This is a genomic window from Micromonospora sp. WMMD964 (assembly GCF_029581455.1).
Classification (GTDB): Bacteria; Actinomycetota; Actinomycetes; order Mycobacteriales; family Micromonosporaceae; genus Micromonospora.
The window spans coordinates 5,625,808-5,644,032 of record NZ_CP120860.1; the positions used below are offsets into that span (position 1 = coordinate 5,625,808).

At 67.8% G+C, this 18,225-nt stretch carries 15 protein-coding genes; 10 read left to right on the plus strand and 5 right to left on the minus strand.

Going from position 1 to position 18,225, the window contains the following annotated elements:
- Positions 1-93: 93 nt before the first annotated feature.
- On the minus strand, positions 94-1,092 hold the full coding sequence (locus O7616_RS25670) for a PP2C family protein-serine/threonine phosphatase (protein ID WP_282304363.1): 999 nt from the start codon (positions 1,090-1,092) through the stop codon (positions 94-96).
- A 106-nt stretch (positions 1,093-1,198) separates the two neighbouring features.
- On the minus strand, positions 1,199-1,990 hold the full coding sequence (locus O7616_RS25675) for a potassium channel family protein (protein ID WP_282304364.1): 792 nt from the start codon (positions 1,988-1,990) through the stop codon (positions 1,199-1,201).
- 48 nt (positions 1,991-2,038) lie between these two features.
- Between O7616_RS25675 and O7616_RS25680 the strand changes: the two genes are divergently transcribed.
- The 3 genes from O7616_RS25680 to O7616_RS25690 all read left to right on the plus strand — a co-directional run bounded on the left by O7616_RS25680 (position 2,039) and on the right by O7616_RS25690 (position 3,831).
- On the plus strand, positions 2,039-2,587 hold the full coding sequence (locus O7616_RS25680) for a MarR family transcriptional regulator (RefSeq protein WP_282304365.1): 549 nt from the start codon (positions 2,039-2,041) through the stop codon (positions 2,585-2,587).
- A 70-nt stretch (positions 2,588-2,657) separates the two neighbouring features.
- Entirely contained in the window at positions 2,658-3,014 is a 357-nt protein-coding gene (locus O7616_RS25685) for an STAS domain-containing protein (RefSeq protein ID WP_282304366.1), read from the plus strand.
- 151 nt (positions 3,015-3,165) lie between these two features.
- Positions 3,166-3,831, plus strand: coding sequence for an ATP-binding protein (locus O7616_RS25690; RefSeq protein ID WP_282304367.1), 666 nt, complete (start codon positions 3,166-3,168; stop codon positions 3,829-3,831).
- On the opposite strand, the gene O7616_RS25695 is transcribed toward O7616_RS25690, so the two are convergent.
- Positions 3,763-5,010 (minus strand): cation:proton antiporter, encoded by a 1,248-nt coding sequence (locus O7616_RS25695; RefSeq protein WP_282304368.1) that lies wholly within the window; start codon positions 5,008-5,010, stop codon positions 3,763-3,765. The two genes, O7616_RS25690 and O7616_RS25695, sit on opposite strands and share 69 nt — an antisense overlap.
- A gap of 146 nt (positions 5,011-5,156) precedes the next feature.
- Here O7616_RS25695 and O7616_RS25700 point away from each other — a divergent pair, with 146 nt between their 5' ends.
- From O7616_RS25700 to O7616_RS25710, 3 genes are all read left to right on the plus strand, one after another.
- Positions 5,157-5,342, plus strand: a complete 186-nt coding sequence (locus tag O7616_RS25700) for a hypothetical protein (RefSeq protein ID WP_282304369.1) — start codon at positions 5,157-5,159, stop codon at positions 5,340-5,342.
- Positions 5,343-5,527: 185 nt separating this feature from the next.
- Entirely contained in the window at positions 5,528-5,956 is a 429-nt protein-coding gene (locus O7616_RS25705; protein ID WP_282304370.1) for a hypothetical protein, read from the plus strand.
- 174 nt (positions 5,957-6,130) lie between these two features.
- Positions 6,131-7,060 carry a mechanosensitive ion channel family protein gene (locus O7616_RS25710; RefSeq protein WP_282304371.1) on the plus strand — a complete coding sequence of 310 codons (930 nt, stop codon included), beginning with the start codon at positions 6,131-6,133 and terminating at the stop codon, positions 7,058-7,060.
- 23 nt (positions 7,061-7,083) lie between these two features.
- On the opposite strand, the gene O7616_RS25715 is transcribed toward O7616_RS25710, so the two are convergent.
- On the minus strand, positions 7,084-7,545 hold the full coding sequence (locus tag O7616_RS25715; protein WP_282304372.1) for a cation:proton antiporter: 462 nt from the start codon (positions 7,543-7,545) through the stop codon (positions 7,084-7,086).
- A 69-nt stretch (positions 7,546-7,614) separates the two neighbouring features.
- On the opposite strand from O7616_RS25715, the gene O7616_RS25720 reads away from it, so the two are divergent.
- The 3 genes from O7616_RS25720 to O7616_RS25730 all read left to right on the plus strand — a co-directional run bounded on the left by O7616_RS25720 (position 7,615) and on the right by O7616_RS25730 (position 9,614).
- Positions 7,615-8,823 carry a DUF2254 domain-containing protein gene (locus O7616_RS25720; protein WP_282304373.1) on the plus strand — a complete coding sequence of 403 codons (1,209 nt, stop codon included), beginning with the start codon at positions 7,615-7,617 and terminating at the stop codon, positions 8,821-8,823.
- Between the two features lie 108 nt (positions 8,824-8,931).
- Entirely contained in the window at positions 8,932-9,111 is a 180-nt protein-coding gene (locus O7616_RS25725; RefSeq protein ID WP_282304374.1) for a hypothetical protein, read from the plus strand.
- Positions 9,112-9,398: 287 nt separating this feature from the next.
- The gene (locus O7616_RS25730) at positions 9,399-9,614 is read left to right on the plus strand and encodes a hypothetical protein (protein ID WP_282304375.1); all 216 of its coding nucleotides are present in this window, start codon (positions 9,399-9,401) and stop codon (positions 9,612-9,614) included.
- 516 nt (positions 9,615-10,130) lie between these two features.
- Here O7616_RS25730 and O7616_RS25735 read toward each other — a convergent pair.
- Positions 10,131-14,240 (minus strand): hypothetical protein, encoded by a 4,110-nt coding sequence (locus tag O7616_RS25735; RefSeq protein ID WP_282304376.1) that lies wholly within the window; start codon positions 14,238-14,240, stop codon positions 10,131-10,133.
- A gap of 1,367 nt (positions 14,241-15,607) precedes the next feature.
- On the opposite strand from O7616_RS25735, the gene O7616_RS25740 reads away from it, so the two are divergent.
- Complete coding sequence (locus O7616_RS25740) at positions 15,608-18,070, plus strand: trypsin-like serine protease (protein WP_282304377.1); 2,463 nt, start codon at positions 15,608-15,610, stop codon at positions 18,068-18,070.
- Positions 18,071-18,225: the final 155 nt, after the last annotated feature.

The following is an 18,225-nucleotide window of genomic DNA, read 5'->3' on the forward strand; positions in this document are numbered from 1 at the left end:
ACATGCATGGATGCAATGAATTATTGCCGCAGGCCAGCCTATCTTCTGCGGGAGCCATGTCCAAGATCGCCAAGTGCGAGGCGTCTTCGTCGCTCACTGTGCCGCAGGGCTCCGCTCGGCCAGCAGAAGGGCGATGTCGTCGTGCGGCTCGCCGCCCACGTGCCGGTGCACGGCGTCCCAGACCGCGTCGAGACAGTTGTCCACCGACGGCTCGGCCAGACACGCCCTCAGCGCAGGCATCGGAAAGAAGCGCCGTTCGCCGTCACGTGCCTCGATCAGCCCGTCGGTGAGGACCAGCAGCCGGTCACCGACGTCCCAACGGTCCACCTTCCCCGGTGTCCGAGGCCCACCCAGACCCAATGGTCGATCCGGCGCAGACGCCATCAACTCCTCCAGTTCTCCGGAGCGGTGCCGCAGAAACGGCGCGGGGTGACCGCAGTTGACGGTCCGGATCTCGCCCCCGCGTAGCTCGACCAGAACGGCCGTGACGAACGTCGCGCCCTGGGCGGGAGTCGGCTCCCGAGCGACGAGATCATCCAGGTCGCGCGCCACCTGCGTCAGGTCGGGCCGAACGATCGCCGACTGCCGGAACGCCCCCGCCACCGCCGAAGCCAGCCGCACCGCGGCAAGCCCCTTGCCGCAGACGTCACCGACGATGATCCGCAGCCGGTCCTGGTCGACCACCACCTCGTACAGGTCGCCACCCACGCCGGCCTCCTCGTAAGCCGAGACATACCGGGCCGCCAACTCCACCCCGGCCGCATACCGCGGCGGCTCACGCAGGATCGCAGCCTGGGTGATCCGCACTATCTCGGCCATCCGACGCAGACGCTCCTCCCGTCCCGTTCGAGCCCGCGCGACGTACACCGCCACCAGGCTGACCGAGATGACCACCGCCACCCGCAGCAGGTGATCGAGGCTGCCGAGCATCCCGCTGGGCAGCCCGGCCCCCACCGCCGCCCCGGTCGCGGTGGCCGACACCACTGCAGTCCGGCGAGGGCTTTCGACGGCGGCGGCGAACAGCGGGGCAAGGGCCAGAAAACCAATGAGTACGGCATGGGTGCCCGCCGCGACGTCAATCAGCAGGACCACCGCGATGAATCCGATGGCCAGCCGCACCCCGAGCCAGCGGGTCCACCGGCCCGGCTCCGCGTCAGCGACGGAGGAACGGGCGGACGGCTCCCTGCCCTCGCCGCTCTCAACCGGAGGGTTGGGCCGCATGGCTCCGCCGATCCGGATCGTCGCCCGCTGGCGATGACTCTGGGTCGAGCTGTCGGCGTAGCGCCTCGATCTCCGCGCGCAGGGCCGCGATGTCGTCGGCGGTCGCCGGCGCGGTGCCGCCCTTCTGGGAGACCCGATCCACGATCCAGGTCGCCAGTGAGCCGGTGACGAAACCGATGAGGCCGATGCCGCCGATCATGAGCCCCAACGCGACGAACCGGCCCGTCCCGGTGACGGGGAAGTGATCACCGTAGCCGACGGTCGTGATGGTCACCGTCGCCCACCATAGAGCGTCGTCGAACGACGCGATGTTGCTGCCCGCCGCGGACCGCTCGGCGTCCAGCACCGCCAGCGCGGACACCAGCACCAGCAGCATGGTGGTGGCGCCCACGTAGACGGCGAGCCGGCCACGTGCCCACGACTCCGCGCGTCTGCTCAGGCTCAGCACCACGGTGATCAGCCGCAGGGCACGCAGCGGGCGCAGGACGGGGAGCACCAGAACCGCGAGGTCGAAGAGGTGATCGCGCAGGAAACGCCGCCGGGCTCCGGTCAGGCTCAGCCGCACTACGAAGTCGACCCAGAACGTCAGCCAGATGAGAACAGTCGTCGCCTCGCACACCCGCAGCCAGGATTCCGCCAGGTCGGGCCGCAGGATCGGTGCCGCGTAGACCACGAGAAAAAGGACCGACAGGACGGTCAACGGGAGTGCCGTCAGCCGCTCCCATCGCGCGGCCCGGTCGGCAGGCAGCGCTTCAGTCCTCACCTGCATGAACGGCCCACCCGACGATTGTGCGTGCACCCGTGCAATCATTTCTAGGTGAAACTGTACGGGGAAGGCGGCACCGCGTCGACCGCAGGTAACGACCAGCTGGTTGACGGCCTGTCTGCGCTGGCCCGCACCTTGGTAGGGATCACCGCCCGAACCCTGGCGTCGGTGGACGCCGAGGTGACCCTGCCCCAGTACCGGACACTTGTCATTCTCGCGTCCCGTGCTCCGCTGCGCACCGTGGATCTCGCGTCCCTGTTGGGGGTGCACCCGTCGACGGCGACGAGGACGTGCAATCGCCTCGTACGGCGGGAGTTGGTGGCCCGCCGTCAGCAGGCCGACGACCGGCGGGTCGCCTGGTTGAGCCTCACCGAGGGCGGCAAAACGCTCGTGGGCGATGTCATGCGACGCCGGACCGCCGAAATCCGGCGCCTCCTGAGCGTCGCCGACTCCGGACGCCGGCGCACGCCCGCCGAGCTGATCAACTCCCTGGTGATCGCCGCCGGAGAGCCGACGGAGGAGCTGTGGTGGCAGCACTGGGAGCAGTCAGCGTCGGTACCTGACGACGCGAGCCATCGAGCAGGTACCGTTACGCCCTGACGATACCTGCAGTCATGCAGGTATCTTGGCGTACCTTATGGCGTCGGCTCGTGGGAGGTGGCAGAAGCCCGTGTTCAGCATCCGGTCCTCCGGTGCGGGGCTCGCGCCGAGGACCCTCCACCTCTCCGGAGAACTGGACATGGCCGTATCCGGCCAACTCCGCGACGCCGTCGAGCGCACGCTCGCGGCGACCTCGACGCAATGGCTGATCGTCGATCTTCAGGACACCACAATGATCGACTCCGGTGCGATAAAGGAGTTTGTCGACGTCCACCGGCTCGCCGCCCGACAGGGACGGGTCCTGATCCTGCGCAACGCCAGCGGAATCGTCGCCGAGGTACTCCGGGTCACCGGGGTGGCGGCGACGCTCGGGCGTCCCGCCAACCGGCCGACCGGCACGATTTACGGCTCGCCGACCGGCAGATGACATTCGCGTGCCACGAATGAGATGGACCATCCTGCGCGACTTCGACGGTGGTAGCACCCGGATCACCCTCGCCGGCGGCCTCACCCCAGAGGCCGAACCACATCTTGCCGCCCTGCTGTGCGCGGGTGCCCTGGACGCCCCGCTGACCCTCGTGGTCGACCTCGACACAATCACGACGTCGGACGTCGTCCCGATCGGCACGTTCCTCGCCCGGTGGGCCGCCGACCGCTCCGCCGGGCCTGAGCTGACGGTGTCGGCTAATCCGCTGACTCCCCCGGGACGCCTGCTGCGCGCCACACTCGGTCAGCACGCGATCCTCGGCAGGGCTCTGCTCGAACACCCCGCCAGACGTGCGCCGGTCTCTGCGTATCGCGCGCACCTGCGACTTCCCGCTGACGCGCGGTCGCCCGCCGCTGCCCGCAGGCTCGTCGCCCGGCAGTGTCATGCCTGGGGCATGCACGCGGTGGCCGACCGAGTGATGGTCATCGCCTCGGAGCTGGTCAGCAACGCCGTCCAACACGCCAGAACCGACATGGACATCACCGTCGCCGACGTGGCGGGATCGCTGAGGATCAGCGTCCGAGACCGCGACGGCGAAACACCCGACTCCACCACCCCGACCCTCCCTCGTCAGGTCACCGAAGGTGGTCGTGGCCTGCCGATCATCGCCGCCCTCACCACGCACTGGGGCTTCTTCCCCTTCGGCGACGGCAAGACCGTCTGGGCCGCGATCGACGGCCCCCACGGATCACCCGTCAGCGGACGAGTTTTCCCGATCTCGCCGCCGGGGCCGCAGCGGCCGGCGGACCCGATGTAGCACGCCGAACCAGGCGGGCGCCTCGCGCGACTCGTCGAACGCCCGAGCGATCACCACGTCGGTCGATGAGTGCAACAAGATGGAGATCACGATTGTCAGGGCGACGAGGTGAAACACCTCGTCACCCGCAGCGATGCCGGACTCCAGGACCAGCAGCCCGTAGACGACGGAAGCGAACCCCTTCGGCCCGAACCACATCGCGGCGGCCTGCTCCCTGGCGCCGAGCCCGGACCGCAGGAACGAGATCCACAATGCGACCGGGCGGGCCACGAAGATGGCCAGCACCGCGAAGGCCCAGCCGGTCCACGAGATCTCACCCAGGAACCGCACCGAGATCAGCGCGCCGAAGACCAGCAGCGCGGCGAGTTTCAACAGCTCAGCGATGTTCTCCCCGAAATGTTCGAACGCAGCCCGTTCCCTCGGCCCGAAGGTCGCCACGGTGATCCCGGCGGCGAACGCCGCCAGGAACAGGTTGCCGTGCGTGACCTTGCCCAACGCCAACACGAGCAGCCCGATCGCCACCCCGTTCAGCGGCGCGTACGCCGCGGACGCCGCAAGCCAGCGGGTCCGCTCCAAGGCGATCGCCAGCAGTGGCACCAGCACACCAATGAGCAGGCCCACCGCCAGTTCGCTGGCAATCCTGCCCAGGTGCAGGTCGTCCGAGCCTGCGGCCAAAGCCAGCAGCAGCACCACGAACGGGAGGACCAGACCGTCGTTGACGCCGGACTCCACGTTGAGCAGATGCCGCAGTCGGGCCGGAACCTTGTCATTGCCCACCAGCGCCGCCGCGAACACCGGGTCGGTGGGGGCCAGAACAGCGCCGATCAGTAGCGCCTCCGGCCAGCCCAGGCCAGCCACGAAGTGGGCCAACAGTGCGGTGATCAGCAGGGTGAGCGGTAGGCCCCAACCCAGCGCCCGGCCGGGCAGCCGCCACGCCGAACGCAGGTCCGCCCAACCGACCCGCATCCCATCGGTGAACAGCACCGCGAACAGGGCAAGCTCCGCGAGCTGCGCCACGATGGGGGAATCGGAGTGCAGGTGCAGCAGCCCGGTGGTGTCCTCGCCAAGGATGAACCCGGCAACCAGGAACAACGCCGCGGTGGACAGGATGGTGCGGTGAGCCAGCGCCGAGAGCAACACCGCCACCAGAAGGACAACGGCGAACGACAGCAACAGCATCGGTCACGCTCCACGGACATGCGTCATGACGATGCCGAGAAGACCTCTCGACGCCCCGCTGGGTCCGAATGATCATAGCGTCGTTCGTGTACGGGCACGCTGGCCATCAGGGACAGTGTCAACACTCGTAGGCTCACCTAGCCCGCATGGTCGCGCACTTCCAGCTCCTCGGACTCGACGAGTCCCTGCACTCGGGACAGACCGCGTCCGTCACGTTCGACTTCGGCAACGGACACAAGGTCACCGGTCCGGCACCGGTCGCCGCCCCGTTGACCCCCGACGCACCGCCACCACCGATCGTCGAACGCGAGGGCAGCGATCACGGCGGCTGATGTCCGCTGCGACGCAGCAAGCCGCCACGGACCGTCCCCGGTCGTCTTGTGGCGTCGGCCCTGGCTCGGTGCGGCGAGGCCCGATGAGGTCGATCGTCACCAAACCGTCACGGTTTCGGGGTCGTGCCGCCACATGCCAGGGAATTTCGTTGCGGAGGCGGTACGACGGAGCGGAGGAACCACGAATGAGCAGAAGGCATGGCTGGGTGCGCCCAGCAGCGGCAACCCTCTCGGCGGTGGTCCTGCTCGCCGGGGGCTGCACCGACGAGCCCGCAGCGCCGCAACCCAGTCCCGTGCCGACGCCCACCACCGCGCCGGGCACGGTCGCACGGGCGCAGGTGGGCGACCAGCTCACCGTGACCGCGACCGTCGAGACGGTCATCACCGAAAGCGCGTTCGTCGTCCGCGACGTGGACCTGACCGACGGGACCCTGCTCGTTCTGTCGACGGGCCCGTCGGTGCCCGCCGCGCCGCAGTTGGTGACCGTCGAGGGCACCGTGATCCGGTTCTCCCACGGCGACCTCACCGGCCGCTACCACCTCGGGCCGCGGGGACCGTACCGGGCCTTCGAGGGCGGGCGCGCGCTCGTCGCCCGGGAGTTGACCGTCTGGTGACGATCCTCTGCGTGCCGCGGAGAGGTGCACGTCGCATCGCCGAGCCGGGCGCGCCCGGCCGCCCCAGCCCGCACCGGCCGTTTCCAAGAATCCGCGGACAGCGGCTGCCTATGGTGAGGCTGACGCGACAGAAACGCACCGACGGGTCGCCTGCGAGGACGATGGGCAAGCAACATGGAGCGGTTCCTGGAGGCACTCTGGGACACGGGCAGCGTGAGCGGTCGCCTCGTGACCAGCATCGTCCTGATCGTGCTGGCCTTCGTCATCGCCGCCCTGGCCGGGCGCCTGTCCACCCTGCGGGTGAAGGACACCACCAACCGCTACTACCTGCGCAAGGCGACGCACTACCTGACCGTCATGGTGCTGCTGTTCGCGCTGGCGCTGCTGTGGAAGCCGTTCGCCGGCCGGATCGGCTTGGTCGTCGGACTACTCGGCGTCGGTCTCGCGCTGGCCCTGCAGGAGGTCATCGGCGCCTTTGCCGGATGGATCAGCATCATCACCGGCCGGCAGTACCGCGTCGGGGACCGGATCCAGATGTGCGACGTACGAGGTGACGTCCTCGAAATCACCCCCCTGCGCACCCGCATCCTGGAAAGCGGCTCGTCCACCGACCCGGAATCCTGGATCCGCGGCCGCCAGTACACCGGCCGGGTTGTCTCACTGTCGAACCGCTTCGTGTTCTGCACACCGGTCTACAACAGCAGCATGGTCCTGGACCACCTGTGGGAGGAGCTGACGCTGCCCATCCCCTACGAGGCCGACTGGCACCTCGCCGAGAGCATCCTGTGCGAGGAAGCCCAGAACGTCTCCTCGACAGCCGAGGCACGCACTGCCATCGACGCGATGCGCCACCGCTACCCCACTGCCGAGGCGGAAGTCGATCCCCGCGTGTTCGTCCGCGCCACCTCGAACTGGATCGAGCTGTCGGCACGGTTCGTGGTGCCGGTGCGCGGCGCCCGTCAGGTCAAGGACCAGGTCACCCGGCGGGTGCTGGATCGCTTCGCCGAAAGCGGCATCCGGGTGGCATCGGAGACCCAGGACATCACCATCCACTCACCCCACCCGATGAAACCAGCCGCCGCCACCTCGGCCGACCACCGGTAGCGGTCTCGAACGTTCCCTCGCTGTCAACGACCGGAGACCGACGACCGCCGCGCGTACCAGCGACGACCGGGCATGGCCGTCACCCCGTACACCACCGTGCTCGCCGCCACCACCAGACTCCCGGCAGCCCACGGCCGAGGATCCCGTACCCCCCGTCCCGGCTGTAGGTCAGATCGAACAGCGCCGACCGGCCCGAACCACCCCAGGAACACCACACCGAGACAGGGCAGCCCCAGCGCCGGCTTCAGCGCGAGCACCACCGGCAGTCGACGCAGCACCAGCACCGCGACCACGAACGCCACCAACGGCCAGCCCAACTCGCGCCACGCACGCCACGGCACCTCGACGCCGAGCAGGAAGAACAGCGGCAACACCAGATAGCGGGTCAACGCGTCGTCGAGCTCATGCGCCGACGCCCACGACCGGTCCCCGACGACCGTGTTGTGCGCCAGGCCGGCGACGATGCGCCGGCCCCTTGTCGACATCAGCGGACAGCCCGCGCGACATTCGGGTGTGCGCGACGATGACCTTGTGATGACGATGAGCTGCGCACCGTGAGCCGGCCCCGTACGGCCGCCGCGCGGCTGGCCGAGATACGGGAGAGCTTCTGGCTGGTGCCGGCGCTCTTCTCCATCGGCGCGGTGGTGGCGGCGATCGGCCTGTCGGCGCTGGAGCTGCAGTTGAATCTCCCCTTCGGAGGGGTCGTGCCCAGCGGCCCCGCCGGCGCGCGGTCGCTGTTGTCCTCGATCATCACGGCGATGATCTCCTTCACCGCGCTGGTCTTCTCCATCACGGTCGTGGCCCTGCAGTTGGCGAGCAGCCAGTACTCCCCCCGCGTCCTGCGGACCTTCCTGCAGGACCGGACCATCCAGGCGACGCTCGGTACGTTCGTCGCGACGTTCCTGTTCGCCATGGTGGTACTGGCCGCGCTACCGGACCAGGCGAACCAGGGGCTGCCCGAGCTGTCCCTGGCGGTGTCGATAGCGCTCGTCCTGGTTAGCAGCGCCACCTTCATCTACTACCTGCACCACATCACCACCGTGATGCGGGTGTCACACATCATCGGTTCCATCGGCGCACAGACCCGACGGTCGATCGCCCGACTCCCTCCGCCCGACGAACCCCAGGTCGTTGCCCTCGGCGAGCTGACACAGACCGTGCCGGCCTCGGCACCCGGAATGGTCAGCAACGTCGACCTTGCCCTCCTCGCGTGGCTGGCCCGCGAGCACGACTGCACCATCACCGTCGTGCCCACACCGGGTGACTTCGTCGTCGCGGGAGCACCGCTGCTGCGCATCCACCGGACCGCTGGCGCCACGCCTTCCCCGGTGCCCGTCGACGCAGCCGAACAGGGCGTGACCATCGGCGTGGAACGCACCCCGGGCCAGGACCTCGGGTTCGGCTTCCGCCAGCTCGCCGACATCGCCGAACGTGCGCTGTCCCCCGGCATCAACGACGTCACCACCGCCGTACGCGCGGTGCAGGAAGCACACGACCTCCTTCGCCGGCTCGCCACCCGTCCCGACCCGACCCACATCGTCCGCGACGACGACGGCACTGTCCGCGCCCAGATGCGGAGCATCTCGTACGACACCATCCTGGCGATGATCATCGACGACATTCGACTCGTCTCCCGCCAGCAGCCACGCGTTCAGCGACTGCTGGACTCCGTCGTCAGTGACGTGGCATCCGTCGCACTCCCCCTCCACCAAGCGGCGGTCCGGCGTCGGCTATCAACGTCAGCGGCTGACAACCAGCCCTGACAACCTCGAGCCAACCTCCGCGTACCACCCCCGGCGAGGGAACTGCCGCCCATGTCGATCACGACGTAACCCCGGGCGGATGCTGCGGCGACGTTGAATAATCCGCGGGTGGATGTTGCCGATCTGCTCGCTCGGGCTGCAGGCATGGTCCCGGCTGATGTCGTCAACGAGGCCGGCGTGACGGTGGCGGACGTACGCGAGTACCTCGACTACGACGAGGGGGAGATCGCGCTCGACCTCCTTAGAGACCTCGATGGCGACCGCCGACCGCTTGGTGGGATCTGCTGATCGGCAGCGCCGAGCTGATGTGGCTCCCCGACGCTGCCGCGTGGTGCCACTGAGGGCCGGTGGGAGAGCATCCACGGGATCGTCCGCGCGGAGTTGCGGCTCCTGTCGCCCACCAAAGGGGCCGGCGAACGCCAAATCCCGGGCAAGAGCATCCTCCGACCGCTGTGGGACCTCGGCCGGCGTACGGCCGCAGGCGACCCCGATCTGCTCGTGGCACGCATCTGGGTGAGGACCATCTTCTGGACAGGATCCGACACGACAGCAGCCTGCGTCGGCACCACCCGGCGATGCGCGACCAGGATCCAGACAGCGTCGCGGGCTACCTACGGCTCCACAACATGATCATCGTCTGCGACAACGACGCCTGGACCACCGAAACTGACCGGGCGGTCTTCCCACTCACCGCCCCGACGACCGTCCTGACCCGCACAGCAGAAATCCCCGTCCAACGGGACGGGGATCGCTCGAAACGCGAAGAGAAATCGCGCTTCGTGGGGAAATAACGTGTCCGAGGGGCGACACGACCCATTGCCCCACCCCCGATGACGCTCAGCGCGACTCTGAAGCTCGCGCAAGTCTAGCTATGGTGGTGACCTCTTCGGGCGCGCCGAAGAGGTCACCAGCTCAGCCTGTTGTTCGCTGACGTCCCCCAGGCGGGAATCATTCGCAGAGCGGGGTTTCGGGCGTCTGGTGAGACAGTGTCGTCTCGTCCTGCACCTCTTCCTCGCCCGCGCCGTGGGCCTCGTGATGGGCGATCTTGGCCCACACCTTCTCCGCGCCCTCCTAACATTGATCCGGTGGGTCAATCGGTTCGATGAGGCTCCATGCGTCGTACATCTGGCCGGACGGGAAGAGGCTGTCGAGATAGCGGCTCGCGGGGCCGTGTCGATCGTCTTCGGGCAACCAGACCGACTCACACTCGGCACACAGGAGGAACGACCATCCGTCGCTTCGGACTCGGTACCAGATCTGCCAGTCCTGTCCACAGGCGGGACAGGCCAGACGTTGGCTCTCGTGACTCATGGCACCGACTTGGGGTCGCGTCGGCATTTTGCCGGGTTGGCGATGGGATATGCGGTGACAACTCGATCGATGTCCCTGACCACTAGGCAGATATGCCGTTCGCCGGCGGTGCCGATCTGTCGTCCCATGGAGATCGCCCACCACGAATCGCCTCGGTCATCAATCTCGATCAGCATGCTGCCGTCACGTCTATTCCATGCCTCGTCAACGATTTTGAGGATCTCACTAGGCTCGGCCAGGAACACCGTGTGAAGCGACTTCGCGGGATTGGGATAAGCGTGGTCGAGCACATGGAGGATGTAATGGCCGTGCTCGCTGCCCGGCCCGTAGTTCAGCCCTGCTGGCGTCCGGTACCAGTTTGCACCGAGGTCCGTCAGTCGCAAGAAGCAGCTGTCGTTCTGTACAAGGACGGGTGCCAGGTTCGCGCCGGTGTGGTGGGCGTCGTCGGCGGCGGTGAAGTTGTGGACAAAGGCCTTTGTCGCCCGAGGCGCGACCCTGTCCGCCTGAACCCAGCTGCCGGAGCTTGTGCGTAGCCACTGCCCCGCAGGCAGTTCAGCGGTGGCGGCCCGCGGCTGATGATCCGGCATCCAAAACGGGTGGGTGTCAGCAGCGATGATTCGACTTGGCCGGTCGTTGTCGAGTTGTCCGGATCTACCGGAGGCGGCGTTGACCTCGGGACCGCTGCAACCTCGGATCCAATTGAGCATCACCAGCCGCACGCGGGCTTGGTTGGTCTCCCACAGGCCCTTCTCCGCACGCTTGGCGTTCTGGGTCGTGATGTACAGCGCTCTGATGTTCCGGAAGCCAACGTCGACCAACTTACCGATACCCATGATGACCAGGGCCTCCAGCGCCGCCTGGCCAAGGTTGAGCAGGGTGCCGGCGAGTGACTGGTCGCCATTGATGAGACGGTGGAGGTTGAGGCCGACGTCGGCCAGGGTGAGAAGCGTTCCCGCCACCGCTCCGCAGACGAGCGTGGCCAGGCATGCGCCAGCGGCGATGATCCCGAGCGGGACGAGAGTCGCAGTCAGACCCTTGATCGACTCCGTGAGGAAGAACAGCGGCTCCATCGCCCCGAAGTTGGGGTTGTGTACCCGGTCGAGGCAGTTGTCGTAAAGCCGGCTACCCTCCGGATGCACACCGCAGAGGGACTCGTTGGTGTAACCGCGGGTGGCCAGTTCGACCGGATCAGCGATGACATTCCGTGCGCAGTTCCGAAACCACGACCCTTCCTCGTCACGCAGTAGACGCTCGATCGTCAGGGCCGGCCCAGAGGCCCAGGCCGTGTGGCAGTGCGCGATCTCGGCATGCTTCTCCCTGTCATACGCCTCGTAAGCCTCGCGGGCAGCGGCTACCGCGGCTTCGGCATCCATGCCAGCCCTGACCGCTGACGCGTAGGCGCGAGTGGCTGCGGCGTTCGCCTCCGCGGCGTACTTGACGGCGGTGTGATGCGAGGTGATCGCCCAAGTGGCAGACCGGATGGCGCTTCGGGCGGAGGAGTTGGCCCTGGTGGCCGCGTTCTTGGCGGTGGCGACGGCGGTGGCGGCCTTCTCCACTGACTGCGCCGCCTGGTTGGCATAGCCGTTTGCTCGGGTGGCGTATTCGGCGGCTCTGGTTGCCGAGGCGATCGCCCGGTTGGCGTACTCTGCGGCCTTTTCGGCGTCGCCACGCGCCTGCGCTGCTGATGCCTGTGCTTCGAAGGCGTTCTGTACGGCGGTTTCGGCGATCTGGTTGATTTGTTCGACGAGTCCGCCGGCCACCGCGACGTGCACCGCGCTGTCGTGGTCTCGTTCCGCAGCGAGGTACTGGCCGGTGCTGAGGAATTGCCGCAGTCCCGGCGGCGGTCCATCCAGGGCGATCTGGGCGGCAGCCTTGATCTCCGGCCCGCTGGCAGGGTGAGCGAGGATGTTGTTGACGCGTACCCGTTCGCCGATCGCAGCAGCGGTGTACTGGCCGGTGTCGAGAAAGTCCCGCAGAGCGGGCAGGGTCTCGGCGTCCAACGCCTCCTGTGCCCGTTGCATCAGAACCACGTCGCCGGTCCCGCGGGCCGACTCGAGGATCTGGTTGACCGCCGTCCGGTCTCGGGCGTAACGGCCGGGGTAGTTCTGGGTGCGCAGGAAATGCGTCACCGTCGCGTCACTTCCCGCCAACGCGGTCAGTGCCGCTGCCGAGAGCGCCGCGTTGTCGCTGACCGCGAGATTCATCACGACTTGGCGGTCATCCCTGCCGGCGGCTTTCGTGATGGTGGTGCGAACGAACTCAAGCACCTGCTCGTCGCTGCTCTCGAGGGCCGCTAGGGCGGCTTCCCGGGTCCAGGTGCCCCTGGCACTGGCTAACGCAAGCGCGACTCGGCGCCCGGCAGTCGCCGCCTCTTCAGGAGGTGTAGCCGGGTTCTGCGCCTCTGCGATCAGTCGGTTGGTCTCCGCGTCGCGCTGGGCCGCCTGCTCGACATCCCAGTCGATCGCGCGTTGCTGGTTCTCGTACTCCGCATTGGCAGCTCTCGCGAACTCCAGCCCCTGACCGCTCGCCACCGCGAGCCGTTCGGCATCAGCCTCCCGGGCCGCCTCGAACACGGTGAGAGCGTGGATGCTGGTGTCCACCGCAGCCTGTGCCGCTGCGGTCGCGGCGATGGCGTATTCGGTGGCCCGGCGTGCTGCTTCGGCGGCCTCACCGGCGTGTTCGGCCGCCTCGATCGCAGCCCTGGCGGCGGCTCGGGCGTTCCCTGCCGCCTGGCGGGCCGCGTCCCTCGCCGCGAACGTTGAACTGATCGCGACCCTGAGGTACCTCTCGGCCGCTTGCGCCGCACGCGCCGCACGATCGGCGTTGGCCCGTGCCCGCTGTGCCGCCGCGATCGCGGCGGACGCGTCCGCGCCTGCACTTCCCGCGTGCCGAGCGGCCTCGTCGTTGGCGTCGGCGGCCTGTCGAGCGTGGTTGGCTGCCGACTTTGCGGCCTCGATTGCAGCCAGGCCCTGCTCGATCGCCTGGCCCGCTTCGTGAGCCTTGTCCGCGAGGCTGTCGGCCTCCTGGGCGATCCGATTCGCCGTGTCTGCGGCTCGTCGTGCGTCCGCAGCCTTCGTCTCGTCCTGCGCTGCATCGGCGGCTGATCTGTATGCCCTCGCAGCCGCCTGACCAGCACGGGACGCCGCCGACGCGGCTCGGGACGCAGCCGAGGCGGCGGCACGGGCAGCCCTGCTCGCCGCAGCCGCAGCCTGCACCGCCACCTTCGCCGCCTGTGCCGCCTTCTCCGCGGCCACCGCAGCGCGCTTCGCGTGGGCTGCCGCCTGCGTCATGTTGTTCCGAGCAGCCGCCGTCGCCTGGGCAGCCTCGCTGGCCGCTCGACGGGCCGCATCGGCGGCAGCCTTCGCCCGTGCCGCCTCCTGATTGGCATGTTGGGTTTCCTGTGCTGCGAGTTCTCCGGCGGCCTGGGCCTGGGCAACAAGCCCGACCAATGTTCCGGTTTCCTCGTCTCGCGCCGACGCGACCGCCCACCCGTACTCCAGGAACGCTTCCAGGGCCTCCGGGGTGCCGTGGTCCAAGGCCCGCTGCGCGGCGGATTGGACCTGTGGTCCGCCGGTGGACATTGCCTGGTTGACTCGCAGCCGTTGGTCGGTCAGCCACTGCACCTGCCAGCCGGATTCGAGGAAGTCCCGCAGCACGGTCGGGTCCTCGGAGTCCAGTGCCTGCTGGGCCACCTGGCGAAGTTGAGGCCCGGCGTCGACCATCATTCGGTTGACCGACACCCGTAGGTCAATGTTCGACGGCCCCTGCCATCCCTCAGCCAGGAAGGCCGTGATCGCCGCCGGATTACCAGCCTCGGCCGCCACCAGCGCCTGATTAGCCGCATCCCGCACGGACGGGCCGGCCTCTCCGATGACACCGGCGATCGCGTCCCGCTCATCAGTTGCCTGGGCCGACTGCCAGCCGTCGTCGAGGAAGTCGCGAATTTGGTCGTCGGAGCCAACGAGCGCAGTTTCGGCGGCCAATCGCACCTGGGCGCCGCCGGATCGCCATGCGGCGACCACCATCGACCGATTGGGACTGGTTGGCTCCTGTTCGGCCGCAGCGGTCGCCGGGGTGGCCTGCAGGAGTCCTGCTAGCAGTGTCACCGCGGTGAGCATGGCGATCGGACCACGCCTACCGACGTGTCGGAGTCGCCGGCCCAGGAACACCTCAGATGGCAACTTCACTGCGACTCCGATCCCCGTGGGCAAGTGTCTCGATGCGGCTGAGGCCGCGGTTCGGCAACGTCGATTCGGCAGTGAGGGCCCTAGTGGACCCTTCGTGGCGTGCGGTCAGGGAGGATGGAACGCGAGAAGTGGCTTAGCCAGCCGCCGTCATCCACTTCAATACGGCGTGCCGGAGCCACGAGGAGGAGGCCTTGACGGGCCCGGGTACCACGATGGGGGACCGACGACCGTTGTCACACGCCAGCATCAGCGGGAATCCATTGACGTTCGTCGCCTGATCTTCCCGGCATTCGGATAGCTGCAGCAGTCGATGACTGACCCACCCGGGCGTATCGTCAGGAACGTTGGCGACCGTTGCGGCACAGGCGTCGATCGACGCGGCCTACATGGAGGTCGCCATGAGCAGACCCTGCGCACCGAATAAAATGGGCCATGTGATTTCCCCCGTCAGGAATCATCGCCACGAACTACAGGCCACCCGTCCGGCACGATAGGCATTGACCTGCTGTTATCAGAATTTTCGGCCGTCCTGCGACCAAGGAGCGCCCCAAGCGTAGGTGAACATGCTCGTGGGACGCAACCGTTCCTTACAGTCAAGAAATTGACGTAGGCAACCCCCGCCTTGACCTTAACCACTCTCTGCCGGATGCGCGCGAGATCGACACAGCACGATGGCCGGTCGGCGAGGACATCTGCACCACGGCTGTGCACCGAGCCGTCCGCTGGGAGCGAGGACTGCCCTTGTCCACATCGACCCCAAGCCAGGGCCGCGTCGCCTGAAAATCCCGCGTTCGTGTAGAAACTCCCCATTTAGGAAGGATCGAGAGATGGCAAGAGCGAAGCCGTGCAAAAACCGGGGCCGCTGAAGGTGAGGCGAGCATGATGTCTGTCGAGGCATTGGGCCAGGGCTGGCCGAAGCGATTGCTTGGAGCAGGCCGCCCACTCCGCGCGGGCCTGGCCCGATGCGGTCTTTTCCTAATTGGGCGGCCCCGTCGAACACGCCTCCCTCCCGACGCAGTCGCGCCGGACATTCGACGGAGCAGCGACATCTTGCGCGCTTGACATATTGACTGCACTAATCTTGACGGGTTTCGACGCGGAGAGTTACCTTCCGTGAGCCAACCTCATCTCTGGAGGCTCGCTTCATACACGGGGGAGTTTGCGTAGCCATGGTCGGATTACGGCGATGGGCGGCAATTGCTGCCGCCACAACGGTCTCAGCTTCAGTCTGCATCTTCGGCACAGGCGGGTCGGCCACTGCTGCTGCCGTACCCGCACCGTCTCTCGTGGACGACTCGCTTTATCCCGGCGCCGGAGAGATCCTCGCCGAGCAGAACGTCCGACTGATCGCCGGCGACGGCCATATCATTCTGGCCGACTGTGCGAGCCCGCCGACAGGCGACATCGGCCTGCTGAAGATCTATACCACCGACGAGACGATCGGTGCCGACGGAATCGGCCGGGTCTGCTTCAAGGTCACCGCGACGGGTGGCTGGCTCACCCTCGCGGTGCCCGGCGTATACGAGATCCGGGGCGACGGCCAACGACCCAACACCGGTCACGAGGTGATCGCCGATCTTGTCGCGGATGACGGCGAGGAGATCTCCGTCGAGGTTGATCCGGACGGCTCCACCCAGGTCGGCCTGGGCGCCGACCCGGAAGCGTCACCGACGATGCTGGTGCAGCTCCGCGCCGGCGACGGCATGGCACCGGTGAGCGGCGCCCAAGCCGCCGTCGGAAAGATCACGACTCTCGATCGGCAATGCACCGCTACCCTCGTCTCGCCCCGCTGGTTGCTGACCGCCGCGAGCTGCTTTGCCGACAACCCGGTCGCGCCGGTCGTGAACGAAGCGAAGGCACCTGAAGGAAGCCGGGCGGTGTTTCCCGGCAAGGGCGTCGTCGCCGTCGACTGGGTCAGCCCCCAACCCGGCCGCGACGTGGCTTTGGCCCGCCTGGTCACCGCCGTGGACGGCGTGACCCCATTGGCAGTCGCCACCGTGCCTGCGATCCCGGGTGTATCAGTGCCGGCGGTCGGCTTCGGGCAGACCGCAACCGATCGACTGACGGACACACAGCGCATCGCGAACGTCACGTTCTCCGCGACCACCGCGACCACGCTGTCCGCACCCACCGGTCCGCAGATCTGCCAGGGCATGGCCGGCGCACCGGTCCTGGTCGGCGGCAAGGTCGCCGCAGTGCTCAGCCAGGCTGGCCAGGAGGGCTGTCTAGACGTCACTGGCGCCGGCTCCGCAGTCACCGGCGCCCGGGTCGATGACCTGCCCACCTGGGTCAGTGCCATCACCACCACCTACCCTGGTGCGGCGCACACCTGGACGCTGACCGATATGCCGGCTGACGCCACCAACGGCACCCAAGTCCTGACCGTCGGCGACAGCGTCCACAACGGCACTCCGATGCCGCTGACCGCGACCGCCGGCGCCACGTGGACGACCGGCGACTCGACGACCCCCGCCGTCGCCCTCGACGGCGTCTCCGGCTCGTTGGCCTCCACACAGCCCGCGGTGTCGAAGCTGGCGAGCTTCACCCTCAGCGTGCGGGTGAAGCTCGATGCCTTCGGGGGCACGGTCATCTCCCAGGACAGCGGCTATGCCAACCACCCCGCCTACCGGCTGTGGCCGGAAGCCAGCGACCGGTCGTGGCGGTTCTCCGTACTCGACGGCATCCTGACTAGGAACGGCCCGCCCACCTGGAGCACGGTGAGCACGGCGCCGGAGACCTCCCGGCTCGGCACGTGGACCCATATCGCGGTGCACTACGAACGCGCCACACGGCGGTTGCTCCTGAAGATCGACGGTGTCCCGGCTGCCAGCGCTACCTATTCCGCCGAACCCAACCCCAAGAACCCCTACCCGCCGGACGCCAACGGCAGCTTCCGCGTCGGCGCGGTCAAGAACAACGGCGTCGTCGGCGACTTCCTCGACGGCACCATCTCCGCCGTACAGACCTCGACGAACGCGGTCATGCCGGCGGGCCCGGCGATCGACTGCGATCCGCAGGTCACGCTCTACGGCGTCAACGCCGACAACCGGCTGACCTATACGCTGATCGAGCCTTACACCCGGACGGTCGTCCGGCGCCTGACATCGAACGCGCCCCTCAGTTTCGCCCCGCTCGCGATCGCCACTCTCAACGACAACACGGTGCTGATGACCAGCCCAGCCGGCCCGCTCTACCGAGTGGACATCACCAACAACACCACCGGACTCACCTTCGGCGCCCCGGTGGCAATCGGCTCGCGCTGGACGGGCTTCACCCAGCTCGCCTACCACGGCTCCTACCTACACGCGGTGACCGCCGCCGGATCTCTGCAGCGTTACACGATCTACCCGAGCAAGCCCGTGAGCGGCGACATCACCGGTTCGATGACGATCGGCACCGGCTTCACGCTGAACACCCTCGCCGCCAGCGCCAACCAGCACATCATCGGAACGAAGACCACGGACGGCACGCTGCACAATTACCTGATCAATGGCGTCAACTCGTTCTACGATTGGCCGCTCGGTCACACGTGGTCGAACCTGAGCCACCTGCTTTCACCCGGCAGTGGCCTCTACTACGCCCGGGACAAGGACACCGGCAAGGTGACCGTCTACTTCGACAAGAACCCAGAAAACAATTCCGGCAGCGACATCACCGAGCTCGGACCGCTCGTCGACCCGGCCGGCTGGACCCAGACGAAATTGTCCGCCGCCCCCGGCTGCGGCCGACCCATGCAACTGCCGGAGTAGTCAATGAGGCTGCCGAGCTAAGCGCGAGCAGGGGGACGCGGGCGAGCGCGCATCCCCCTGCTCCTGTCCCGACCCAGCGGTGGTCACCGCCTGGATCGCCCAAACCCAGGCCGAACGCGCCCGCGCGGAAAGCCGAACTACGCACCATTCCGGGT